Annotated in this window: 28 protein-coding genes; 21 read left to right on the top strand and 7 right to left on the bottom strand. The window is 30.1% G+C overall.

Going from position 1 to position 25,431, the window contains the following annotated elements:
- The first annotated feature begins 61 nt into the window (after positions 1 to 61).
- Positions 62 to 679, top strand: a complete 618-nt coding sequence (locus Q4528_RS03125) for a DUF47 domain-containing protein (protein WP_017637226.1) — start codon at positions 62 to 64, stop codon at positions 677 to 679.
- 14 nt (positions 680 to 693) lie between these two features.
- Entirely contained in the window at positions 694 to 1,704 is a 1,011-nt protein-coding gene (locus Q4528_RS03120) for an inorganic phosphate transporter (protein WP_017637227.1), read from the top strand.
- A gap of 505 nt (positions 1,705 to 2,209) precedes the next feature.
- On the opposite strand, the gene Q4528_RS03115 is transcribed toward Q4528_RS03120, so the two are convergent.
- Positions 2,210 to 3,034, bottom strand: a complete 825-nt coding sequence (locus Q4528_RS03115; protein WP_046466426.1) for a LysM peptidoglycan-binding domain-containing protein — start codon at positions 3,032 to 3,034, stop codon at positions 2,210 to 2,212.
- 376 nt (positions 3,035 to 3,410) lie between these two features.
- Here Q4528_RS03115 and Q4528_RS03110 point away from each other — a divergent pair, with 376 nt between their 5' ends.
- From Q4528_RS03110 to Q4528_RS03070, 9 genes are all read left to right on the top strand, one after another.
- Positions 3,411 to 4,055, top strand: a complete 645-nt coding sequence (locus tag Q4528_RS03110) for a Bax inhibitor-1/YccA family protein (RefSeq protein ID WP_017637229.1) — start codon at positions 3,411 to 3,413, stop codon at positions 4,053 to 4,055.
- A 281-nt stretch (positions 4,056 to 4,336) separates the two neighbouring features.
- The gene (locus Q4528_RS03105) at positions 4,337 to 6,520 is read left to right on the top strand and encodes a helix-turn-helix domain-containing protein (RefSeq protein ID WP_303520495.1); all 2,184 of its coding nucleotides are present in this window, start codon (positions 4,337 to 4,339) and stop codon (positions 6,518 to 6,520) included.
- Positions 6,521 to 6,632: 112 nt separating this feature from the next.
- Positions 6,633 to 6,992, top strand: a complete 360-nt coding sequence (locus Q4528_RS03100) for a transcriptional regulator, SarA/Rot family (RefSeq protein WP_046466428.1) — start codon at positions 6,633 to 6,635, stop codon at positions 6,990 to 6,992.
- A gap of 190 nt (positions 6,993 to 7,182) precedes the next feature.
- Complete coding sequence (locus tag Q4528_RS03095) at positions 7,183 to 7,899, top strand: YebC/PmpR family DNA-binding transcriptional regulator (RefSeq protein WP_026083539.1); 717 nt, start codon at positions 7,183 to 7,185, stop codon at positions 7,897 to 7,899.
- On the top strand, positions 7,899 to 8,378 hold the full coding sequence (locus Q4528_RS03090) for a cupin domain-containing protein (RefSeq protein ID WP_046466429.1): 480 nt from the start codon (positions 7,899 to 7,901) through the stop codon (positions 8,376 to 8,378). The genes Q4528_RS03095 and Q4528_RS03090 overlap by 1 nt, the downstream gene beginning before the upstream one ends.
- A 302-nt stretch (positions 8,379 to 8,680) precedes the next feature.
- On the top strand, positions 8,681 to 9,286 hold the full coding sequence (locus Q4528_RS03085) for a ribonuclease FAU-1 family protein (protein WP_017638415.1): 606 nt from the start codon (positions 8,681 to 8,683) through the stop codon (positions 9,284 to 9,286).
- 84 nt (positions 9,287 to 9,370) lie between these two features.
- Positions 9,371 to 10,225: a LysR family transcriptional regulator gene (locus Q4528_RS03080; RefSeq protein ID WP_017638414.1), complete on the top strand. Its 855-nt coding sequence runs from the start codon at positions 9,371 to 9,373 to the stop codon at positions 10,223 to 10,225.
- Positions 10,226 to 10,266: 41 nt separating this feature from the next.
- Complete coding sequence (locus Q4528_RS03075; RefSeq protein ID WP_046466430.1) at positions 10,267 to 11,475, top strand: sugar efflux transporter; 1,209 nt, start codon at positions 10,267 to 10,269, stop codon at positions 11,473 to 11,475.
- Positions 11,476 to 11,481: 6 nt separating this feature from the next.
- Positions 11,482 to 11,946, top strand: a complete 465-nt coding sequence (locus Q4528_RS03070) for a DUF456 domain-containing protein (RefSeq protein ID WP_303520490.1) — start codon at positions 11,482 to 11,484, stop codon at positions 11,944 to 11,946.
- A gap of 109 nt (positions 11,947 to 12,055) precedes the next feature.
- Here the strand turns inward: Q4528_RS03070 and Q4528_RS03065 are convergent, their stop codons facing one another.
- Positions 12,056 to 12,745 (bottom strand): DUF1129 family protein, encoded by a 690-nt coding sequence (locus Q4528_RS03065; RefSeq protein ID WP_017638411.1) that lies wholly within the window; start codon positions 12,743 to 12,745, stop codon positions 12,056 to 12,058.
- 128 nt (positions 12,746 to 12,873) lie between these two features.
- Here Q4528_RS03065 and Q4528_RS03060 point away from each other — a divergent pair, with 128 nt between their 5' ends.
- From Q4528_RS03060 to Q4528_RS03045, 4 genes are all read left to right on the top strand, one after another.
- Positions 12,874 to 13,317 (top strand): GNAT family N-acetyltransferase, encoded by a 444-nt coding sequence (locus Q4528_RS03060; RefSeq protein WP_303520488.1) that lies wholly within the window; start codon positions 12,874 to 12,876, stop codon positions 13,315 to 13,317.
- 69 nt (positions 13,318 to 13,386) lie between these two features.
- On the top strand, positions 13,387 to 13,677 hold the full coding sequence (locus Q4528_RS03055; RefSeq protein ID WP_017638409.1) for an SA0632 family lipoprotein: 291 nt from the start codon (positions 13,387 to 13,389) through the stop codon (positions 13,675 to 13,677).
- A gap of 251 nt (positions 13,678 to 13,928) precedes the next feature.
- Positions 13,929 to 14,225: a hypothetical protein gene (locus tag Q4528_RS03050; RefSeq protein ID WP_017638408.1), complete on the top strand. Its 297-nt coding sequence runs from the start codon at positions 13,929 to 13,931 to the stop codon at positions 14,223 to 14,225.
- Between the two features lie 116 nt (positions 14,226 to 14,341).
- Complete coding sequence (locus tag Q4528_RS03045) at positions 14,342 to 14,887, top strand: GNAT family N-acetyltransferase (protein WP_017638407.1); 546 nt, start codon at positions 14,342 to 14,344, stop codon at positions 14,885 to 14,887.
- 72 nt (positions 14,888 to 14,959) lie between these two features.
- Here the strand turns inward: Q4528_RS03045 and Q4528_RS03040 are convergent, their stop codons facing one another.
- The 4 genes from Q4528_RS03040 to Q4528_RS03025 all read right to left on the bottom strand — a co-directional run bounded on the left by Q4528_RS03040 (position 14,960) and on the right by Q4528_RS03025 (position 17,771).
- The gene (locus Q4528_RS03040; protein WP_017638406.1) at positions 14,960 to 15,526 is read right to left on the bottom strand and encodes an LOG family protein; all 567 of its coding nucleotides are present in this window, start codon (positions 15,524 to 15,526) and stop codon (positions 14,960 to 14,962) included.
- Between the two features lie 12 nt (positions 15,527 to 15,538).
- A complete protein-coding gene (locus Q4528_RS03035; RefSeq protein ID WP_046466432.1) occupies positions 15,539 to 15,985 on the bottom strand; it encodes a YaiI/YqxD family protein in 447 nt (148 codons plus the stop codon).
- A gap of 6 nt (positions 15,986 to 15,991) precedes the next feature.
- Positions 15,992 to 16,675, bottom strand: a complete 684-nt coding sequence (locus Q4528_RS03030; protein ID WP_017638404.1) for a hypothetical protein — start codon at positions 16,673 to 16,675, stop codon at positions 15,992 to 15,994.
- 223 nt (positions 16,676 to 16,898) lie between these two features.
- On the bottom strand, positions 16,899 to 17,771 hold the full coding sequence (locus Q4528_RS03025) for an undecaprenyl-diphosphate phosphatase (RefSeq protein ID WP_303520480.1): 873 nt from the start codon (positions 17,769 to 17,771) through the stop codon (positions 16,899 to 16,901).
- 218 nt (positions 17,772 to 17,989) lie between these two features.
- Between Q4528_RS03025 and Q4528_RS03020 the strand changes: the two genes are divergently transcribed.
- Complete coding sequence (locus tag Q4528_RS03020) at positions 17,990 to 19,627, top strand: ABC transporter ATP-binding protein/permease (RefSeq protein ID WP_046466433.1); 1,638 nt, start codon at positions 17,990 to 17,992, stop codon at positions 19,625 to 19,627.
- On the top strand, positions 19,624 to 21,303 hold the full coding sequence (gene cydC / locus Q4528_RS03015; protein WP_046466434.1) for a thiol reductant ABC exporter subunit CydC: 1,680 nt from the start codon (positions 19,624 to 19,626) through the stop codon (positions 21,301 to 21,303). The genes Q4528_RS03020 and cydC overlap by 4 nt, the downstream gene beginning before the upstream one ends.
- Before the next feature lie 133 nt (positions 21,304 to 21,436).
- On the opposite strand, the gene mgrA is transcribed toward cydC, so the two are convergent.
- Positions 21,437 to 21,880, bottom strand: a complete 444-nt coding sequence (mgrA, locus tag Q4528_RS03010; protein WP_017638400.1) for a global transcriptional regulator MgrA — start codon at positions 21,878 to 21,880, stop codon at positions 21,437 to 21,439.
- Between the two features lie 224 nt (positions 21,881 to 22,104).
- Between mgrA and Q4528_RS03005 the strand changes: the two genes are divergently transcribed.
- From Q4528_RS03005 to mdh, 4 genes are all read left to right on the top strand, one after another.
- Positions 22,105 to 23,031, top strand: a complete 927-nt coding sequence (locus Q4528_RS03005) for a CobW family GTP-binding protein (RefSeq protein WP_046466435.1) — start codon at positions 22,105 to 22,107, stop codon at positions 23,029 to 23,031.
- 63 nt (positions 23,032 to 23,094) lie between these two features.
- Positions 23,095 to 24,003 (top strand): aldo/keto reductase, encoded by a 909-nt coding sequence (locus Q4528_RS03000; RefSeq protein ID WP_017638398.1) that lies wholly within the window; start codon positions 23,095 to 23,097, stop codon positions 24,001 to 24,003.
- Between the two features lie 27 nt (positions 24,004 to 24,030).
- On the top strand, positions 24,031 to 24,339 hold the full coding sequence (locus tag Q4528_RS02995; protein ID WP_017638397.1) for a hypothetical protein: 309 nt from the start codon (positions 24,031 to 24,033) through the stop codon (positions 24,337 to 24,339).
- Positions 24,340 to 24,440: 101 nt separating this feature from the next.
- Entirely contained in the window at positions 24,441 to 25,388 is a 948-nt protein-coding gene (gene mdh / locus Q4528_RS02990; protein WP_096807846.1) for a malate dehydrogenase, read from the top strand.
- Positions 25,389 to 25,431 lie beyond the last annotated feature (43 nt).

The following is a 25,431-nucleotide window of genomic DNA, read 5'->3' as shown; positions in this document are numbered from 1 at the left end:
TCTTATGGAGTAAAAATTTATGAATGTGATTGGTAACAATCGCTCAAATGGAGGATTTTGAATGTTTAGTAAGAAAAAAGATAAGTTCATGGTTCAGTTAGAAGAAATGGTTTTCAATCTTGACCGTGCTGCAATCGAGTTTGGAAAAATGGATTTCAACACACACTTAGATTTAAAAGCATATTCTGACAATATCAAAACTTACGAATCTCATGGTGACGAATTAATGCATCAAGTGATTACTGATTTAAACCAGACTTTTATCACGCCAATTGAACGTGAAGATATTTTATCTTTATGTAACGCAATTGATGATGTATTAGATGCTATGGAAGAAACTTCAGGAATGTTTGAAATGTATTCAATTGAATATACAGATGAATTCATGGCTGAATTTGTTGATAATATTCAAAAAGCAGTAGCAGAAATGAAACTTGCTGTAGGTTTATTAGTAGATAAAAAATTATCTCACATGCGTATTCACTCAATTAATATTAAAGAGTTTGAAACGAACTGTGACGGTATCTTAAGACAGTCTATAAAACATATCTTCAATAGTGAGACAGATCCAATCACATTAATTAAAATAAAAGATATTTATCAAAGCATGGAAGAAATTGCAGATAAATGCCAAACAGTCGCGAATAATTTTGAAACTATAATCATGAAAAATAGCTAAGGGAGTCCTCACTTATGGAATATATTTTAATCGTCACGATAGCTATAGTTATATTTTCATTAATATTTGACTTTATCAATGGTTTCCATGATACAGCCAATGCTGTAGCTACTGCCGTATCTACCAGAGCATTAACTCCAAGAACAGCCATTTTATTAGCGGCAGTCATGAACTTTATTGGTGCGTTAACATTTACTGGGGTTGCTGGTACAATCACTAAAGATATCGTTGACCCATTTAAATTACAACATGGGTTAGTCGTTGTTTTAGCAGCTATTATCGCAGCAATTGCATGGAACTTAATTACTTGGTTATATGGTATTCCAAGTTCATCATCACACGCATTAATCGGTTCAATTGCAGGTGCAGCGATTGCATCTGAAGGATCATTTGGAGTATTACATTATCAAGGATTTACTAAAATTATTATTGTATTAATTGTGTCTCCAGTTATTGCATTTTGTGTTGGTTTTATTATGTACTCAATTGTTAAAGTAGTATTTAAAAACGCTAACTTAACACGTACTAATCGTAACTTTAGATTTCTTCAAATATTTACAGCAGCGTTACAATCATTTTCACATGGTACAAATGACGCTCAGAAATCAATGGGTATTATTACGTTAGCTTTAATCGTTGCTAATATCCAAAATGGTTCTAATGTTGAACCAGCATTATGGGTTAAAATGGCATGTGCTACAGCAATGGGTCTTGGTACTGCAATAGGTGGTTGGAAAATCATCAAAACTGTTGGTGGTAACATTATGAAAATTAGACCAGCTAATGGTGCAGCAGCTGACTTATCATCTGCCTTAACTATTTTCGTAGCATCATCATTACATTTCCCACTTTCAACAACACACGTTGTTTCTTCATCAATCTTAGGTGTTGGTGCTTCAAACCGTGCAAAAGGTGTTAGATGGAGCACAGCGCAACGTATGATAATTACTTGGGTAATAACATTACCAATTTCAGCTATATTAGCTGCGATTGTATACTTTATTATGCATTTCTTCTTAAAATAATATATAACATAGCGATATTAATCAGAAGGTTGGGATAATCATTAAAATATTTCCAACCTTCTTTTTTGTATACTTGAAAACTACCTATTGAATTAAAATAGTTGAATAGATACTTATAATTTTTAAGAGGTTAGGACAAATGGTATTAGATTTAGAGAAGAAATGAATGATGATTAAGAACTAATATTTATACTATGGGGTAGTAGTTCTTACAAAATGATTTATTCAACGTGGATATTTGTGATGTTTCTTAAATATTGTCGAATTGAGAAGTATGCTCAACTTGCGTTGCTTGCAGCATTTCTCTTTAGAATACTCTATGTTAGGTCTCTTCTAAGGAAACTACTGCTTTTGGAAAACGTTAATTTGATTTCCAAAGCATTAGAACTTTATGTATCAACTTCATAATAATTGTATATCTATTAAGATAAGACAAAAAAACTACCAACAAAAATTAAACTTTGTTGGTAGTTTTATAAACATATATCAATATTTAAGTATTTAATTAATGAATAAATGAATAGCTTGATACTTCTGAAGCTGGAATTGTACGGTAATCTGTATTGTATGGTCCATTAGTATAATTCATTTCTGAAATTAAGATACTACCGTCACCATTAACACGTTCAACATACGCAACATGACCATAAACGCCAGGAACACTTTGCATAATAGCGCCTACTTCAGGTGAATGGTCTACTTGATAACCATCATTAGCTGCATTAGTAGCCCAGTTTTTAGCATCTGACCAGTATGTGCTGATAGGTTTACCGGCTTGAGAACGACGATCGAAGACGTACCAAGTACATTGTCCTTCAGTATATAAGTTTTGGTGATTGAAAGAAGGTGATTGTGTGCTTGTATTGCCTGTAGTAGCAGTAGCACCACCAGATCGAGCACCAGCGCCACCTGCACCTGAACCACCATTAGGAATTTTTAACGTTTGGTTTGGTGTAATTAAATAACCATTTAAGTTATTCGCTGACATTAATTCATTTACTGATACGCCATATTTATTAGCAATAATGTTTAATGATTCGCCAGATTTTACTGTATGTGTTGAAGGTGAACCAGATTGTGAAGAAGTGTTTGAATTAGAGCTTTGAGAAGCACTTCCACCTACTGATATGACTTGTCCAGGGAATACCATATTATTATCTAAATTGTTATTTTGTTTTATGCTATCAACAGAAGTATTATATTTCTGAGCAATAGTCCATAATGATTCTCCTGACTGAACTTTATGTTGAGTAGAAGCTTCGGCATCGTGATGAGAAAGTGCTGCTGCTGCGCCTGAAGCGGCTGTTACTGCAAAGGCTAACTTTTTCAAAGTGACTCCTCCTTAAATTTGCTTTAATTATTAGCATAGAAATGAATGATTACTATGTATAATTGCTTTTTCGTTTTTTACTACGCTACCCATACTAACAAAAATATAGGGCTTTGTGTGGTTTGTTATTATCTTGTAATATTATTAACAATTAGAAATTGAATTATTTTTAAACAATAAATGCTGATACGACAGTTTTGAAGACGATTTTTAAATGAAAATTTTAATATAGAAGTTTGATAAATTGTAACAAAGTGTATAATTAGTATAGAATGTGACTAATTCTATCGATTTAGTTATTGTCGCGTTTTAAAGATAATTTATAAATGTAAAATCAACGCATTAATTTAAACATTACATGAAGGAGCAAAACCATATGTCACAAACTACACAGCACACAAGTAAAACAAAAGATAAACAACGGTCACATGCATATGCAAAAGTATGGCTATTCTTTATGTATTATTGGATTATCTTCGGAATAGGATGTTATTTCGGACAATACTTACCAATGGAATGGAGAAGACCTTTATCTTTAGCCTTAATGGTCTTAGTGTTAATCACTTTAGTATTCCAACGTGCACGTAAGTATGGCATTGTCATTTCTCATATATATGCTGTTATATTAGGTCTTTTATCATATGCCATGTTCACAAGTTATTTACAAAACCTTGGTCCAGACGTATTTTATAAGAATATTATATTAGCAATTGGTGCATTTATTGCCTTTGGTATTGTTGGTTTCTTTCTAATTAATGATGCTTCTAGTATGGGACGTTATTTATTTGTCACATTATTAGCGCTTATTATTGCAAGTATTATCGGAATATTCATTCATAATCCAATTTTTCACACAGTTATTACAGTAGTAAGCTTATTATTATTTCTACTATATACACTTTATGATTTTAATAGAATGAAACGAGGACAATTTTCTCCAAGGGAAATGGGTTTCAATTTGTTTATTAACTTATTAAATATCATTAAAGATATATTAAGATTGGCAAATCGATTTCGATAAAAAAATACCATTTAAGACAAAGATGTTGACGTGATACTCATTGTTTTGATTCAAAATTATTCCTTTTTATTCTTTAATATGAGTTATAAGGAAATAAACGTCACATCTTTTTTTATTAAATATATTTATATTGCTTTATTACTTAATTATTTATAGATATATAAACAAGTATATTTTTTGTCTGCATGTTATAATTGCGTTAAATTGTTTAGATTAAGAATTTAGAATAATAATTAAGTTTAGAAGATGTATTGGTTTTACTAGAAAAGAGAGGGAGAGTTATGCCAAATTCTTACTTGCGTATACTTTCTAATGTCGAATATCCAACGACAAGGTGCCAGGATGGTATTATTTTATTTTGGCCAATAGAAGGTGATATGCATATTCAAAAATTTCGTAAACAAAAGACGATTAATAACGAGATCTATATTATTAACAATGCTGATGTATTTAGTTTAAATACTAATGGCAAAGTGATTATGCTTTATTTAACCAGTGATTGGTTCGCTGAACAAAATTTTTCATTTTTTGATTTTCAATATACAGCCAATTTGATTAAATCTTCTAATAAACTTAAAGACTTAGTTTTACAGTTAGTACTTAGAAATATTAATGAAGACTATCGAGAGGTACTTGACGAATTAACGACTAAAATAGTTCAGATTATAGGTACAGAAGCAAAAGTTGATAAGAGTATAGCAATCGATCAATATAATTATACGTATTATAATGATTTGAAAGAAGAATTAGAATATATAGATAACCATATTGAACAAAGACTGACATTAAAAGATATTTCTACTGAACTTTTCACATCAAAATCAAATATTTCTTCCCAGTTTCATCAATTAATAGGTATGGGCTTCAAAAGATATGTTGATACTCTGAAAATTAACAAATCAATTGAGTTATTACTAACAACTAATAAAACGATTAGTCATATTAGTGACATTTTAGGATTTAGTAGTATGTCAACATTTTCAAAAATGTTCAAAGGGTACTTAGGTTTGACACCTAACGATTATCGAAAACTTTCAAAATATGATAAGAATATTATGTTTAAGATAAATATAGATACTGATGAAGATTCGGAATCTTTAAAACCTTATATTGAAAAATTAGTAGAACAACATAAGATCGAAAAATATGAAGATATACAATTAGATGAAGGAAAGATAAAGAAAGCTACATCGTTTCAAAGCGTGATTCAAATTCAAACGATAGAAGAATTAAAATATACCTTCCTTTATAACAAGTTAGATAAATTTGAATTTTCAAGAACAGAAGTTATTTTTTATATCGTTCCTACACTTTCAGAAATCTGTAATGAAATGACGTATGAAGATAAACGAAATATTGTAGAAATTATTATCAAAAAAGGGTTGAGAGTCGCTTTTAATATTGATAGTTATAAAGTTATCGATAGTATAGGTGTTTGTTTTAGCGATGCGCTACTCAAACTTAAGAATAGTAAGCAGGACATACCTTATCTATACGAAGTTATTTCAGTCTTTAATTTGGATGATAAAGAAATTCGTGAAATCTATAAAGATATTATTAAGTTTCAGGATTTAAATATTAATCATGTCATCGGTTTAGATATATCATGTTTAATAGATGATCCAGTGATGCTTAAAGCAATAGAATCTCAAATTAAAAGACTAAAATTTGAATATCTATTTATTGATAATGCGAAACTAACTACCTCTTACTTAACAGAGGGAAATGAAAGATTATTATTAAAAAATGAAATTCAAATAAAAAATCTAAAGGCAATAATAAATGAAGTTGATTTTGTGAAAGAGAAGATATTTTTATTAAATGTAGAAAATCATCAGTTAATTAATGATAAGCATAATGATTTAAGTAATAGTGCTCCTTTAATCATTGAAACAATATCTTCCTTAACAGAATCTTTTACAGGTTTAGGTTTCAATCTATTTCATAATCCCAATCATTTTAATGCATTGCATTTATTTGATGCAAAAGGTTTTAAGACGACATTTGGATTAATATTTAATGAAATATCTATTTTGTTTAATCGAGATTTTGTGGATGCTAGCTACTATAAGAAAGTAGAGTTAGAAGATCGATATGTATTGTATTTATATGATTGGAGAGTCATCGAAAATGAATCTGCTGACGAAGAGTACGGAGATAGCAATGTATATATCAGTTTCAATGAAATGCCAACATATAAAAACCATTTAATTTTCATAGGAAAGATAAATAGTTATAGCGGCAATCTTAATCATTTAATTTCAAAAGATTTAAGAAATAAGTATGAATGGACGAGTCAATTTTTAGATACAGTTGATTACTACTTTAAACCTAAAATTGAAATTATTGAACATGATTTTACCCAATGTTCACTAGAAATTAACTTAGGCTATAATTCATTTTATATGATTACAATTTTCAAGGAAGAATATATAGTGAAAAAGACATTGCACAACTCAATTTAAATTTATCGGTAATTTTGACAACAGATTAAAAACAAATAGGAAAGACAGATTTTTAGATATTTAGGATAATGTTGTTATATGTTGTCTGTTTATATTTGGGGGTGCAAGTCTTTTGAATAAAGAAAAGTTAGAAAAGTTATTTGAATTTTATAAACAATATAAAGCATTGTCTGAATATATAGATCAAAAATATAAATTGACTCTTAATGATTTAGCAGTACTAGACTTGGCAGAAAAAAATTGTCAAAAAGATCAAATGTTAATGCAAACATTTTTAAAAATTGCTATTTCAGAATTAGAATTGAGTAGAACTAAATTATTAGTATCAATTCGTAAACTGATTGAAAAAGGTAAGTTAAATAAAGTCAGATCGACAGAAGATGAAAGAAAAATATATTTATATATGAACCAAGACAACATGAAAGAATTTAATGCTTTATTCGATGATGTTGAAGAATATTTAAATATTTAGAATTCTACATATAAGTTAGTTCCTAATTGATAGGAGCTAATTTTTTTATGCTTTATTTTACTTTGTACTTTATGAACGGTGAGGTTTATTCTTAATGATATATTGATACAATGTAAGAGGTATATTAACGACTAAAAATCATGTATAATATAGAATGTTAATTATAGAGAATGAAAGCGAGATGACCATAATGGGACGTAAGTGGAATAATATTAAAGAAAAAAAGGCTCAAAAAGATAAAAATACAAGTAGAATATATGCCAAATTCGGTAAAGAAATATATGTGGCAGCTAAATCAGGTGAACCCAATCCTGAATCTAACCAAGCCTTACGTTTAGTATTAGAACGTGCTAAAACATATTCAGTACCTAATCACATCATTGATAAAGCAATAGATAAAGCTAAAGGTGCTGGAGAAGAAAACTATGATCAGTTAAGATATGAAGGTTTTGGTCCTAGTGGTTCAATGATTATTGTTGATGCGCTTACAAATAATGTGAATAGAACTGCTTCAGACGTACGAGCTGCTTTTGGTAAAAATGGCGGTAATATGGGTGTATCTGGATCAGTAGCATATATGTTTGACCATACTGCTACTTTCGGTATTGAAGGTAAATCAGCAGACGAAGTATTAGAAGAATTAATGGAACAAGATGTTGATGTTAGAGATGTCATTGATGATGATGGTTTAACAATTGTTTATGCGGAACCAGATCAATTTGCTCAAGTTCAAGATGCATTACGTCAATCTGGTGTTGAAGATTTCAAAGTTGCTGAGTTTGAAATGTTACCTCAAACAGATATTGAATTATCACCAGAAGACCAAGAAACTTTTGAAAAACTTGTAGATGCATTGGAAGACTTGGAAGATGTTCAAAATGTATTCCATAATGTGGATTTAAAATAATGAAAAACGCACAGTATTGGATTGATTCGTTGAATTTAACCCCTCATCCAGAAGGTGGTTATTTCAAAGAAAGTATACGTCAACCATCAACAGAGACAAATAGAGCTGCATTTAGCAGTATATACTTTTTGTTAACACCCAGTGATATTTCACATTTCCATCGTATAGATGCAGATGAGGTTTGGTATTATCATGATGGTCAATCATTAACGATTCATATGATTACACCTGATGGTAAATATGAATCTGTGCAGTTAGGACCTAATATAGAAGATGGTGAGGTAATGCAATATACAGTTCCAAAAAGAACAATATTCGCATCTTCACTTGAACATGATGAAGGATTTTGTTTAGTAGGTTGTATGTGTCAGCCGGCATTTGAATATGAACAATTTGAGTTGTTTGAAAGAAATGAATTAAATCAAATGTATCCTGAACATCAAACTGTAATAGATAAATATGCATTAAAACATAAATAATTAAATAATTGCATTCAGCATACCTATGTGAAATAGATTAGTTCACATAGGTATCTTTTTTTATGCTTTTAATTAACAAAATATTGTAAATATGAATAATGTAAAATTGATATTTATGTGTAATCATTATATATATTAGGATTCATATTAAATTAAATCATAGTAATTTAGTCGTTTTAAAGTAAATTTTCTCGATATGTAGTAGAATATAGTTAAATGAATTCACGAAAATATGACCTAATTTAGCATATGATGACATAATAGAACCATTTTTATATAATGAAAACAAGGAGTTGGTGACTGTGAAAGTAAAATATATAGACAAACGTCACTGGCGTCGCCTGATCGAGAGAGAATATACAGAGGTTAAAGTTAATAATAATAGATTTAAAGGTATTATAGGCTTGGTCACGATGAAGAAAGTACGTGAACCTTTAGAGGTGACGGTAGTTGGTCAAAATATAATAGTCGCAGATGATAATTATAAATGGTTACAAATATTACCGGAAAAAAAGAGATATAGTTTAACCGTTATGTTTGATGATAAGGGGAATCCATTAGAATACTATTTTGATATCAATATTAAAAATATTACTCAAAAAGGAAATGCACGTACTCTAGATTTATGCTTAGATGTATTGGTATTACCTGATGGTTCATACGAGTTAGTTGATGAAGATGATTTATTATTTGCATTACAAAATGGGCAAATTAGCCAAAAACAATATCATGAAGCATATATTATTGCACATCAATTAATGATTGAAATAGTTGAAAACTTTGATGATGTTCAAAGTAAAGTTATGAAATGTTATCACAAAATAAATCAAAAATATAAGAAAAATAAACACAATCATCCATTTAAAAATAAAAAGCCACAGCGAGTTAAACAACACGATAAAAAATAAGAATGATTTTCTCAAACAAAATAAATATAACAAACATCATTGATTATAGGATTTTACGGAAACGGTATATTTTAGGGGGACACTATGAAAATTGATGATTATCGTTTATTAATAACATTAGACGAAACAAAAACATTACGTAAAGCAGCAGAAATATTATATATTTCACAGCCAGCTGTCACACAACGGTTAAAAGCAATTGAAAGTTCATTTGGTGTAGACGTTTTTATTAGAACGAAAAAGCAACTCATAACAACAACTGAAGGTGCAATGATTATTGAACATGCACGCGATATGTTAAAGAGAGAGCGTTTATTCTTTGATAAAATGCAGGCGCATATTGGGGAAGTTAACGGAACGATCTCTATTGGTTGTTCTTCTTTAATAGGTCAAACACTATTACCAGAAGTATTAAGCTTATATAATACTCAATTTCCTAATGTTGAAATTCAGGTACAAGTTGGGTCTACTGAACAAATTAAGGCAAATCATAGAGACTATCACGTCATGATTACTAGAGGAAACAAAGTCATGAATTTATCCAACACACACTTATTTAATGACGATCATTATTTTATCTATCCTAAAGATAGACGTGAAGAGGTTGGAAAGTTGCCTTTTATAGAATTTCAAGCTGACCCAATTTATATAAATCAAATTAAACAATGGTATAACGATAATTTAGAACAAGACTATCATGCGACCATTACCGTTGACCAAGTTGCCACTTGTAAAGAAATGCTAATTAGTGGTGTGGGTGTAACTATATTACCTGAAATAATGATGAAAAATATTGATAAAAATATGTTTGGATTTGAAAAAGTGACGATTGATAATGATCCACTTATTCGTTCGACTTATATGAGTTATGATCAAAGCATGTTACAGTTACCACAAGTAGATTCATTTGTTAATTTAATGTTGAACTTTATACGTTAAATAAGATGAGTTGATTCATATAATGAATAGAGGTTAGTCATATGTTTAAAGAATTACTATATATAAAGAATTATAAGTTGTTTGTTTTGAACATGTTGTTATTAGGTATGGGTATCGCTGTAACAGTACCCTACCTTGTTTTGTTTGCGACAAAGGATTTAGGTATGACCACCAAACAGTATGGTGTGTTACTAGCATTAGCAGCTATAAGCCAATTTACAGTTAATTCGATTATTGCAAGATTTTCAGATACTCATAACATAAATAGAAAATATCTTATAATTACAGCATTAATGATGGGAGCAATTAGCTTTTCCATTTATTTCTTTGTAAAAGATATCTTATTATTTATAATCCTTTATGCTTTATTCCAAGGTTTATTCGCTCCGGCAATGCCACAACTTTATGCATCTGCGAGAGAATCTATTAACGTTTCAAGTTCGCGTAAAAATGCTAAATTTGCTAATACAGTATTACGTTCAATTTTCTCACTAGGCTTCTTATTTGGTCCATTTATTGGCGCGCAACTAATTGAATTGAATGGTTACTCAGGTTTATTTGGCGGAACAGTTTCTATTATTTTATTTACATTAATTTTACAAGTGTTCTTCTATAAAAATTTAAACATCAAACAACCTATTACTCAACAACAACACGTTGAGAAGGTAGCGCCTAATATGTTCAAAGATAAGACACTATTGATCCCGTTTTTAGCTTTTATTTTATTACATATTGGACAATGGATGTATACAATGAACATGCCTTTATTCGTAACTGATTATCTTCACGAAAAGGAAGGCTACGTTGGTTATTTAGCAAGTTTATGTGCTGGTTTAGAAGTACCTTTTATGGTCGTTTTAGGCGTATTATCTACAAAGCTCCCGACACGTACGTTACTTATTTATGGTGGTATATTCGGCGGGGCTTTCTATTTTAGTATTAGTTTATTTAAAAATTTCTATATGATGTTGATTGGTCAATTATTTTTAGCTTTTTTCTTAGCTATATTATTAGGAATTGGCATAAGCTACTTCCAAGATATTTTACCGGATTTCCCAGGTTATGCTTCAACATTATTTGCCAACGCAATGGTTATTGGGCAGTTATGTGGTAACTTATTAGGTGGTATGATGAGTGGATGGGTTGGCTTGGAAAATGTTTTCTATGTGTCAGCAGGATCATTGTTCTTAGGTATTATATTAATCTTTTTAACGAAAGATCAAAAAATTACTATAACAGATGTGGAGTAGTTATTAATGACGGTATTATTATGGAGTTTAATTACAATTGCATTTATATTAGCTTTTGTCGGTTTAGTTAAACCGGTCATTCCTTCAGTTTTAGTCTTATGGGTAGGTTTTCTTATTTATCAATTTGGATTTCACAACGGAAGGTTATCTTGGATGTTCTATATCGCAATGGTTATTTTTACCATTATGATATTCTTAGCTGATTTTCTAATGAATAAATACTTTGTTGGAAAATATGGTGCTATTATTGGCGTGATCATTGGATGCTTTGTAGTTCCGCCATTTGGTATTATCATTGTACCGTTTGTATTAGTACTTATTATCGAGTTAATACAAGGGTATGATTTGAAAAAAGCGATTAAAGTAAGTTTTGGATCGATTATTGCGTTTTTAGCCAGTACAATTGCTCAAGCTATTGTGATGTTTATTATGGTGATATGGTTTATTGTAGATGTTTTTATATTAAATTAGTGAGAATAAATAAGAAGGCAATTTCTATAATTATTAGTAGAAATTGCCTTCTTATTTATTTCAAAGATGTTAAATTCAATTAGAAAATGTGGCCATCAATTCGTGAACATTACATAATCGTATTTGAATTTTTATTAAAATAGTGATGATCAATATAAAATGAAATAGGTGTGATAATGGCGGAAATAATAATAAATGACCAATTACTAACATTGATATAAGGACCAAATGCTAAAAAGGATTGAGGTATAAAAAATACATAAAACAATGCGACAATTAATAGCGCAATTACGGCATAAGTTAATAACCATACCCAATTTGAATTATTAAAGCATTGTAACTGAATCGTTTTAAATATCATCCATATAAATAAGAAAATGATAAATAAGCCAACTATCACTGTAATAGGAAATGTATATAGATAAAGATAGTTACTATCTCCACCAATAAAGAAACCTATAAACCCTTTTAAGAAACAGAAAATACCAATTAGTAATACGAAATGTTGATAAATATATTTAAAGATATTCTTTACTGTTTCATTTGGAAGTTCTTTTAATTGCTTTTTGGCATGCATTTTAGGATTATGGTTAAAGAATTCCATAGCTAACATACCTTTACCTTCTGCACTGATTAAGTGTTTTAATATGCGATTCAACATCACTTCTGAATCATGTGGGTTTACACTTAAATCAGAACGAATATATATCATGTAGTTTTCAAAAATTTCTCTATCCGTATTATTTAAACGTAAAGACTTCACATTATTCTCTTTAGCTAATTGAGCTGTAGACTTCATGAGTGCATAAGCGCTCCTTTAAAAATAATTTTAAGTAAGACTTACCAATACATTAAATTGATAATTTTATTATGCTTAATCATACCATAGAAATACAATGATTATAATATGAAATACAGGAGTAAATGATGAGACAGTTGAATTTGAGTAATCAAAAGTTAATTAACGAGGTAGCAACGATACACGAAAAATTATTAGAATCTCAAGAAGCAAATTATAAAGCAACAAGTACATCGATTGCATTAAGAATTGAAATGATTAATGCTAGATTACGGCATTGCCAAGATATGATATTAATCATTGAAGATAATCAAGAACTACAAGCATTAATATGGGGGCATTTTGAAAAACAAACTAAGGTTGTGACAATTGAATTATTGTTTGTATATCCTAAATATCGGCGTCAAGGTTTTGCACGACAATTAAAGTTAGCACTAGAAGATTGGGCCATGAAAGAAGGAGCCCAAACAATACAAAGTACAATAAATACGAAAAATCAAGCTATGTTAAACTTGAATCACCAAATAGGCTATGAAGATACACATATTAAATTGAAGAAAGATTTAAAGTAGAAAAATGATTAAATTATTATTTCATGATAAAATGAATTATATTTATAACTGTTTTTAAAGGAGTTTAACATGAAAAAGTGGATTGTATTATTTTTATCTGCAACGCTAATGTTATCCGCATGTGGCAAAAGTCAGGAGAAAGCGACATTAGAAAAGAGTGTAGATAAATTAGAAAAAGAAAACAAATCATTAAAATCACAAAAGAAAAAGTTAAATAAACAAAAAGACGATTTAAAAGATAAACAAGATAAATTACAAAAAGAAGTTGATAACTCTGCTTCAAGTCAATCAACTAGTTCTGATAATAGTGATGATAAGGATACTAATAAAAGCGAGAAGAATAAAACATCTTCTAATTAAGAACAAAATTAAAGAAGCAACAAATTTTAAATCAGAACAGAACCAGCAATAAATCTAATCAAAAGCATCATCTTCAACAGAATAGAATATGATATGATTAAAATATCAACTTAATATCGTCTTGAACGTAAAGTTTGATATACGAAAAAAATGGGTATCGTAATGGATAAATATATATAATAAAAATAAACTATAAAGATTAATATGATTATTGTCATCATTTTCAAAAATGTGAAGAGGAGAGAAGAGCCATGCATGAACAAGATTTTAGTATTTTAGAGGGAAAAGCGCTAACGCTACCAGAATTAGGTAGAGAATTAGAAAATATTACAGGTAGACATGTTGTTGATTCTACAGGTGAAATTAAACGTGTGATTGCGCACTTGCCTAATTTTGAATCAGATACAGATACATTTGTTGCAACATATCACTTAGATCATCAGAATGATTTTATTGATGCTACATTTACAGCACCAAAAAATCAACGTGATCATTTAAAAGAAATTCCAGTTAATATTGAACTTATTAGTTATATAACTAAAAGCTAAATCAAAATTTTAATAAACGAATTATAGCGCGATGTGAATCTTACTGTTTCATAGCGCGTTAATTTTATTATAAAATGTATATAATGATGTATTTACGTAGTAATGGAGTGTAAAAAATGGTTGTTTATATTGAAACTGAGCGCTTGAAATTACGAGATTGGGAAGAAAAAGACTTATTACCTTTTCAAAAAATGAATGCTAACCCACAAGTCAGAAGATATTTCCCAAGTTTATTGAGTTATCGTCGTTCTGAATTAGATATGAAAAAAATGGACCAAATTATTAAAGATTATGGTATTGGTCTATTCTCAGTAGAGCTGAAAGAAACGAATGAATGGCTTGGCTTTATAGGATTAAATTATATTCCTAAAGATAGTGAGTATCCATTTAAAGAATTACCACTTTATGAAATAGGGTGGCGTTTGATTCCTGAAGTTTGGGGAAACGGTATTGCCACTGAGGGTGCAGAAGCGGTACTTAAATTTGCTAAAGAAAAAGACATTTCTAAAGTCTATAGTTTTACTGCTGAAACAAACCTACCTTCAAGAAAAGTCATGGAAAAAATAGGAATGTCATTTTATGATCATTTTGAATTCCCTAACTTGAGTAAGTATCATCCTTTGAAAAGACATGTTAGATATGTGATTGATTTAGATAAATAATTGAAATAACCCCACTCGAAATTATTTTTTGAATAAATTCGAGTGGGGTATTTTGGTTTTAACAGAATTTACTTAATCATAAGTACGAACGCCTAAAGGTTTATAATTGAGTAAACCTTCAAGTAACGCTTCTTTAGTATCGAAGAGTGGAGCGAGTTGACGATATTTTTCATCAATAAATCCTTCTTTAATCATATGATCGATTAACCCTTGTAATGGTTCAAAGAAACCATTGATATTGTATACACCAATTGGTTTTTGATGAATACCAATTTGAGCCCAACTATACATTTCAAAGAATTCTTCTAGTGAGCCGGCACCACCCGGAGCCATAACAAAAGCATCAGCAAGTTCAGTCATTTTATTTTTTCTTTCATGCATTGAATCTACTAAAATAAGTTCACTTACTTTTTGGCTTGTAATTTCTTTTTCATCAAGCATTTTTGGCATTACACCAATCGCTTTACCACCATGGTCTAAAACGCCATCTTGAATAGCGCCCATAATACCCACAGATCCAGCTCCGAAAACTAATTCGTAACCTTTTTCAGCCATATATTTACCTAGTTCATATGCTTCTTTAACGTATGTGTCATCTTTTCCTTTGCTTGCGCCACAATAAACTGCAATTTTCTTCATTATGTACCTCCATTAAAGTTGATGTAAAAGCTTATTAAATTGTTGTTCAAAGTGTTGTTTATCCTGTTTCGTAAATGGGGGAGGTCCTTTATGTCTGCCTCCTTGCTTACGAATTTGAGCATTAATATAACGTTGGTCTAGCAATTGTTGAATATTATCATTATTAAATATAAATCCTTTATGGTGCATGACATACTTTACTTTGTTGAGTAATAGACTAGCTAGACCATAATCTTGTGTAATAACGATATCTTCTGAAGATGATAATTGGACAATTTTATAGTCTACCGATTCAGGACCATCATCCACATAGACAGTATTTACATGTTTAGGTTCAATTTGATTTGAGAAGTGACTAAAACTACGTATAATTGTAACAAAAATGCCTGTCCCTTGTGTTAAATCAATCACTGAATTAACAACTGGACAAGCATCTCCGTCAATAATAATGCGTGTCATGAAAGATTAAGCCTCATTATTATTTTCTTTATTTTGTTTAACTACACTTTTAGCTGTGTAATCTTTATATTTTTTAAATTCTTTTTTTCTAGATTTGTCGGCTTCTTCACGTAGTTTATCTTCTTCTTTATGGCGTTTTTCGATTTGTTTTTGAAGCTTTTTCTCCATCTTTTTAGCTTCTTTACGATTTTCTTTTTCTAACTTTTCGCCTTTTTTCTCAGTTTTTTCATCAAGCTTACCTGGTGTTAATCCTACTTTTTCTTCGTATTTTTGAGTTTTCTTCATATCTTTAATACGTTGTTTTTCGTTTTCTTCACGTTGTTTATCTTCTTCTTTGTGACGTTTTTCAATATTTTTTTGAAGCTTTTTATCCATTTTGTCTGCTTCTTTGCGATTTTGCTTCGCTAATTTTTCGCCTTTTTTCTCAATATAAGCTGGGTCATTTTCTTTAGCGATTTTTTTCAATTCACGTTTATTATCAAATTCTTGTTTCTTGTCACCAACGTATGTCTTAACGTCAGAAGTCTTGTTAGAAATAGCAGATGTTGTTTTAGATGCTGCTCTAGATGTAGCATCAGTCGCTTTTTTAACATCAGGATGATCTTTTATTTTTTTACGTTCTACGACTAACGGAACGATGATGATAGGTAAAACATTAATTGCTGTTTTTATGAGTTTCTTTTTGTCCATACTCGTTGCCTCCATTAATTTTTACTATTTTTATCCATACCCTATGATACATGAAAATAAACTACTGTTGGTAACAATAATGTACGAAATTTGGTTTGAAAGATAATTTTGTTAAAGGGCGTGATTTAAAATTAACATTGTATTATTTATTAATGTTAAGTAAGAAAAAACCGTTGAGAAAAGTAACTTGTTCTCAACGGTAATTAGTCTTAAAAATGTTTAATTAGATACCTTTACCTATACCAAAACCGAAATATAGGATAGCTATGACAACTACTAATATAATTCGATAAATTGCAAACGGTACTAATTTGATTTTATTAATAAGATGTAAGAATGTTTTAATTGCTATTAAACCTACAATAAATGCAGCTAAGAAACCTAATAAATAAAATGGAATATGCGCTAAATGAATATATTCATAATGTTTTAATAAAGATAATCCGCTTGCTGCAAGCATGATTGGTACTGACATGATAAATGTGAAGTCAGATGCCGCTTTATGGTTCATTTTCATTAAGACACCAGTTGAAATCGTTGAACCAGAACGACTGAACCCTGGCCACATAGCAATGGCTTGAGAAATACCAATAACGAATGCTTGGAAATAATTAATTTGATCTACAGTTTGTGGATGAGTTACTTTTTCAGAATACTTATCAGCGATAATCATGTAGATTGCGCCTAGGAAAAGACCAATCATAACTGTTGATACACTAAATAAATATTTTTCAATGACATCATCAAATAAGAAACCTAAAATACCAGCTGGAATCATACCTACTAAAACATGCATCAAATTCAATCTTTTTGGTTTTGAACGACGTCCAGTAGTCGCTTGTTGCTCAGGTTGATGTTTCCCAATATGTAATATTTCAAAGAAACGTTCTCTGAACACCCATGCTGCCGCAAATACAGAACCTAATTGAATAACAACTTTAAAAGTGAAAGCTGATTGCTCACCTAAAAATTTAGTGGACTTTAACCACATATCATCAACAAGAATCATATGTCCTGTAGAGGAAACAGGAGCAAATTCAGTTAGACCTTCTACGATACCTAAAATAAGCCCCTTGATTAATTCAAGTAATAACATAATGTACCTACTTTCATATATTAAATGTTTTTTTGACTATTTCAAATTCACCATATAATAATAGCATACTCATTTCAAAGCACGCTACAAATAGTAATAACACTAGACCAAAGTATGAGAAAGATTTGTCGTCATATAATTGTCAAAAGCACTATCGTTGTACATTAATCTTTCAATCTTTAATATAGAGATTATAATAAAAATCAGGTGAATATCTAGTGAAAAAATTAATGCAATTAGTATTTAAGTATAAAATTTATCCTGCATTAATGCTAATAGTATGTATATTGTTAGCATTATTTGTAGTTTTACAGAATATAGCAATAGCAGACTTTTTAAATATAATGTTATTTAAAGTAAAACAATCGCCAATGATTATACTCAGTTTTATTTTTGTAGTATTGATGATACGTGCAACTTTGAATTTTTGTAATCAATTATTAGGTAACCGTTTATCTATTAAAGTTAAACATGACTTGCGTCAACGAGTGATTCACCACCAATCAACACAATCAGTTGGTGAGGAAATGACACTTTTAACAGAGACAATAAATGGTATTGCGCCATTTTATCAAAGTTACTTGCCGCAAGTATTTAAGTCAATGATGATTCCTTTAGCTATTATGATTGCGATGTGCTTTGTTCATTTAAACACAGCATTGATAATGATCATAACTGCACCGTTCATTCCATTATTTTATATTATATTTGGATTGAAAACTCGTGATGAATCTAAGGATCAAATGACTTATTTAAATCAATTTGGACAACGATTTCTCAATATGACACAAGGGTTAATCACTTTGAAATTATTTAACCGAACAAAACAAACGGAAAATAAAATCTATGAAGATAGTACACATTTTAGAGATTTAACAATGAAAATTTTGAGAAGTGCATTTTTATCAAGTTTAATGTTAGAGTTTATCAGCTTATTAGGAATTGGACTTGTAGCATTAGAAGCAGCACTGAGTCTCGTTGTTTTTCATACGATTGATTTTAAAACAGCAGCAATCGCTATTATTTTAGCTCCAGAATTTTATAATGCCATTAAGGATTTAGGACAAGCGTTTCATACGGGCAAACAAAGTGAAGGTGCAAGTGATGTTGTATTTGAATATTTAGAAAGTACATCAGAAAATAGTGTACCTATAAATTATTATCATACAAACCAATCCCCACTTATAAGCTTAAGCAATGTCATGTTTAAATATAGTAATGAAAAGGGGAATGACTTCTCAATTAAACATGTCACTCTCGATATTAATGAACATGAACACATCGCATTAGTTGGACCAAGTGGGGCAGGTAAAACTACCTTTGCTAAATTAATAAGTCAATCTCTTAAACCTACAGAAGGTCATGTCTCATATAAATATGATCAAATGCAAATAGGTATTTTAAGTCAACGTCCATACATTTTTACTGCCACAATTAAAGATAATATTTCAATGTTTAATGACGTTAGTGATGACATTATTTTAGAAGCATTAGAGCAAGTGCAATTAAAAGAAAAGGTACAATCATTAAAAAATGGAATCCATACACTAATTGGTGATGGTGGAGAAATGTTATCTGGTGGGCAGATGAGAAGAATTGAATTGTGTCGTTTACTTGTAATGAAACCAGACTTAGTCATACTTGATGAACCAGCAACTGGTTTAGATATAGAAACGGAACAAGTGATTCAAAGCGTGATGCATCATCAATTTAAAGCAACGACGCAACTTATAATTGCTCATAGAGACTCCACAATTAGACAAGCAACACGACGTTTATATATACATGATGGTGAGATTATTAAAGATGATAAAAATATTTCAGTTAATGTTAAAGAAAATGGTGATGAATCATGAAGTCACGAATTCAATTTAAAATCGATAAAGATTTAGTAATAGCAATAGCTATAGGTGTCGTGGGGAGTTTAGTTGCTTTAGCGATGTTCTTTCTAAGTGGATATATGGTTACTGAAAGTGCGTTAGGAGCTCCATTATATGCTTTAATGGTGTTAGTTGTTTCGGTTAAACTATTTGGTTTTTTAAGAGCGATATCTCGATACTATGAAAGATTATATTCTCACCGTACGACCTTTACTATGTTAAGAAATGTAAGAACACAATTCTTTAAAGGACTAGTTAGAGTAGTACCAGATGTTTATCGAAAATATAATTCTAGCGATTTAATTTCACGTATGGTAAGTAGAGTAGAAGCATTACAAAACATATACTTAAGAGTTTATTATCCGCCTATTGTCATAGGAATAACTGCATTAATAACGATAGCAGTATATTTATTCATCTCACCAGCACATGCAATATTAATTGCAGCGAGTATGATATTGACATTATGGCTTGTTCCATTTTTAAGTGCTAAAAGGGCACGTAAATTGAAGACAGTAGTATCACACCAACAAAGACAATTTTTAACAAGATTTTTTGATTATCGTGAAGGATTTCAAGAATTACAACGCTTTAATAAGGACGAAGATTATAAGAATGATGTATTACAACATTTACAACAATATGATGCATTGCAAAGTAAAGAACAGGGATTTTTAACTGTTTATGATTATTTACTAAATATCATTGCTATGATATCAATTTTTGCTACATTAGTTTTGGGCGCTATTCAAGTCCATACACACTCTTTAGATGTTGTATATTTAACCAGTATTGTATTAATGATATTAACTTTGTTTGAACAAGCTGTACCAATGAGTAATGTAGCTTTTTATAAAGCAGATACAGATCAATCGTTATCAGAAATTAATGAAGTTATTCAAAACGATGATATATCCAAAGAACATCTATATACAGATTCAGACAAAACTAATGAACATGATTTATATGAAGTAAAAGATGTAACGTTTAAATATGACAATCAAGAACTATCAGTATTGAATCATGTTTCATTTCATATTAAAGAAGGTGAACGTGTCGCTATTATCGGTCCATCTGGTAGCGGTAAGAGTACGCTATTACATGTTTTGTTAGGATTATATCAAGTAAGCAGCGGACAGGTAATGTTAAATCAAACAGAGGTATTTCAAATTAAAGAGGAAGAAAAATATCATCAAATCAATGCATTACTACAATCACAACAATTATTCGACGGAACCATCAAAGATAATTTACTGACAGATTGTGATGAAGATGATATGCGGCATACGTTAAAAGCGTTAAATTTGAGCCATTTAGCTTTAAATCAGGAAATAACAATGGATGGAGATACTTTATCAGGCGGAGAAATTCAACGATTAAGCATGGCACGTTTATTATTAAGAAATCAAACTAATATTTGGATTTTAGATGAGCCAACTACTGGTCTAGATACTGATCATACGGATCAATTGATGACATTAATTGATAAACAAGCTAAAACATTAATTGTTGCTACGCATGATTTACGTTTATTACCATATTTTGATAAAATTTTAATTATGATAGACGGTGAAATCAAAGAAGCAGGTAGTTATCATTCACTTATCCAAAATAAAGGATATTTATATAAAATAACTCAATTGAACCAATGAGTAAAAATGTGATTGATAGTTTCTAGAAAAATAAAAATGCTCTAAAGCACTGAGATGTACTTTAGAGCATTTTTATACTTTGAAAGTGTTTGATTCTAACCTTTAACTTTAAATTACCATGACAAAAGCTTAATTAATTATCTTTAGCTTCATTAAATGCATCAATGACTTTACCTAAAAGACGGTTAAGTTCATCCACTTCTTCAAGTGATAATGATGAAGCAGTTGCAACTTTTTCAGAAGCATTGCTAAGTTCGGGTCTAATTTTTTCGCTTTTATCAGTCAAGTGAATAAATACTTCACGTTGATCGACTTCGGAACGTTCACGTTTGATTAAATCAACTTGTTCCATTCGTTTTAATAGTGGGGATACTGTACCAGTATCAAGTGCTAGTTCAGTCACAACCTTTTTAACATTTACGGGAGATTCATCCCATAAAATTGTTAATACAAGGAATTGTGGGTAAGTTAAATTGTACTTTTTAAAGACTTTGTTTGAATAGTAGCGATTTACTTGTCTTTGTGCATTGTACAAACTAAAGCATAGTTGCTCTTTTAAATTATGTTGATCAGACATTAAAGTTCTCCTCCAGACATTCTATCCGTTTTTCTCTCTATTCGGATTGGAATCCGTCTATGTTGTGCGGAATATAATTCACAACACACTGTGATTCAATGTCATGCTAAAATTAAAGTATGTTTAAAGTTTAGAAGATATCTATCGTTAAATCAAGCAAAAAGATAATTAAATATTTATGTTATCATTTTTAAAAATACTTGTAATAGAAAAGGAATTTTACAATGAAAAATAATAAATCTAGAAAAATATCAATTTCTATCATAAGCGGTTTTTTAGGTAGTGGTAAAACTACGTTACTGACACATTATATTAGTGAATTATTAAAAATTGATGAGAAAATTAAAGTGATTATGAATGAATTTGGCTCATTTGATGTAGATAGTCAAAATTTAGATTCAAATATAGAAGTACGATCAATCATTAATGGTTGTGTGTGTTGTGACTTAAAAACTGATTTAATTAACCAAATTCAATCTTTAATTCAAAAAGATGATTGTAATCATATTATTATAGAAGCAACAGGAGTCGCTAACCCTATCGAAATCTTTGCTGCATGTCAAGATCCAACCATAGTTGATAATATAGACATGCCACAAATTATAAGTGTAGTGGATGTTGAAAGATTTTTAAATAGGAATGATTACACTAGTTCCACACAAGCGTTAATGGAAGAGCAACTTGAAATGAGTGATTTATTAGTCATTAACAAAATGGATTGCGTTGATTCTGAAGAAATAAATAAAATAGAGAACGAAATAAATAAAATTAATCCGAGTGCACCGCATATTTTGACTACTTATGGAAAGTTTGACATCAGTCAACTTCGAAACCAAAAAGATAAAACAACAAAACATCATCAACATCACCATCATCACGGTATTATTAGTATGAAATATACGTTTACTAGTCCTATTGACCGTCAATTATTTTACCAATTTATTATGCAATTACCGAAAAATGTATTGAGATTAAAAGGTTATATAAAATTTAGAGACAATCCTAATGAAACAATTGAGTTTCAATATTCATATGGTTTGCCAGACTTTGGGGCTATAGCTAAAGAAATGCCATTAACGATAGTGATTATAGGGGAACATATAGATGTAAATCGACTCAGAAATAAATTGGATATGTTACAATTTACTTAATTTAAATTTCAACTGTTCCTAACTGAAGTGAATACATTATAAAAAATAAGGGTCGTGATTATAATGGAAAGAACACAAATTAACCAATATGTTCATTTTTCAAAAATTGTGCAAGGATTTTGGCGGGCTAATGAATGGCAACTATCAGATCAAGCATTAAATCGTTTTATTAATCAACTTGTAGAACGTGGTATTACAACTATGGATCATGCAGATATTTATGGCGATTATCAAAATGAAACGCTTTTTGGTAAAGCATTAAAATTATCACCACAATTGCGTGAACAAATACAAATTGTTTCAAAATGCGGTATTGTTTTACCATCTGAAACTCAAACATTTACAGATGGACACCGATATGATCATAGCCACCAACACATTATTAAGTCAGTAAATCATTCATTAGAACGATTAAATGTAGATTATTTAGATAGTTTATTGATTCATAGACCGTCACCATTAATGAATCCCGATGAAATTACAGATGCTCTAAAAGAATTGGTTAATGAAGGTAAAATTAAATCATTTGGAGTTTCTAACTTTAATGAAACGCAATATGATTTATTAAAACAAAGTCTTAATCATGATAAGTTGCACATTAGTATCAATCAACTTGAATTATCACCATATCAAACAGATATACTACATAATGGTGTAATGGATAAAATGTATCAAAATCAAGTTAAAGTGATGGCTTGGAGTCCTTTTGCGGGAGGTAAGCTGTTTGATACTTCTGACGATAAAAGTAGACGCCTCATGTCAGTCATTGAACCTTTAGCAAATAAATATCAAGTGAACGTTTCTGCTATTATGATAGCTTGGTTAATTAGACATCCTAATGAGGTGATGCCAATATTAGGAACACGATCTATTGAAAAAATTGATGCAGCTACTGCTGGATTAAATGTTGAATTAACTGATCAAGAGTGGTTTGATATATACACTGCGGCATTAGGTCGAGATATTTTATAATTAAATGTTAGGAAGGATTTATAAAGAATGAATAATGAAGATAAACGACAGAAACAACTTAAATTTGAACGTAATTTAATTATGATTCCTTATTTAATATTTGCAGTCATTGTACTATTATGCAATATTTTTTATCCCGAGATATTAGTGACAATGACCTTATTCGGATTGTTATTTGCGTATAATTTAGGACTACTTTTTATTGCATTTATACGTCACTTTAAACGTACACTCATATTAACGCTTGTGTTAACTATATTAAGCGGAGCAGCATTCTTTACGCTGTTATATGTTTTTGGTATAAATCATGAAATTTTTGGTCAAATTAAAAAATAAATTACACATACAACTAAAAAACTCTGATATTTCAATGTTATAATAATATTGAAATATCAGAGTTTTATTTTTTAATATTTAATGATTGGGGAGTGTGCAGGATGAATAAACGAAATAAGGTTTCGATTATTGGTGCAGGGCAAACTGGCTCTACATTGGCTTTTATTTTGGCTCAAAATGAAAGCGCTGACATAGTTGTTGTTGATAGACCACAGTCTGAAAATGTGGTTAAAGGTAAAGCGTTAGATATACTAGAAAGTGCTCCAATATTTAATTTTAATGTAGATATTAAAGGAACTGCTGATTATTCTGAAATACAAGATTCAGATGTTGTAGTCATAACTGCAGGAATTGCTAGAAAACCAGGAATGAGTAGAGATGATTTAATACAAACTAATGAAGATATTGTTCACCTTAGTGCACAACAAATAGCTAAATATTCACCGAATGCCATTATCATAGTATTAACTAATCCTGTAGATGCTATGACATACTCTGCATTAGTTGCTTCTGGATTTTCTAAAAATAAAGTATTAGGACAATCCGGTGTATTAGATAGTGCGCGTTATCAAACATTCATTGCCAAAGAACTTGATGTTTCTGTTGAAGACGTACAAGGCTTAGTATTAGGTGGACATGGCGATACAATGGTGCCATTAATCAATTCTACTCAAGTCAATGGCATTCCAATAGCTGAATTATTAGAACAAAATATAATAGAACAGATTGTTGATAGAACACGCAAAGGCGGTGCTGAAATAGTTCAATTGTTAGGAAATGGTTCAGCTTATTATGCTCCTGCTGCAGCGGTTTATGAAATGGTTGAAACAATATTGAAAGATAAGCATCGTATATTAGCAGCAATTACGTATGCTCAAGGTAAATATGGATATGACGATATTTGTTTAGGATTACCTGTGAAATTAGGAAGAAATGGTGTGGAAAATATCGTTGAGTTGAATTTAAGTGATTCTGAACGTGAACAATTGGATAAATCAGCATTATCAGTGGAAAAAGTTAAAGAAACACTTAAATACAAAGTAAAATAATTCATTTCCAATTAAATTTAACATAGATTAAAACATTTAATTG

This window comes from Staphylococcus pasteuri, assembly GCF_030547725.1.
GTDB lineage: Bacteria > Bacillota > Bacilli > Staphylococcales > Staphylococcaceae > Staphylococcus > Staphylococcus pasteuri.
This window is presented reverse-complemented; position numbering and strand designations above follow the sequence as displayed.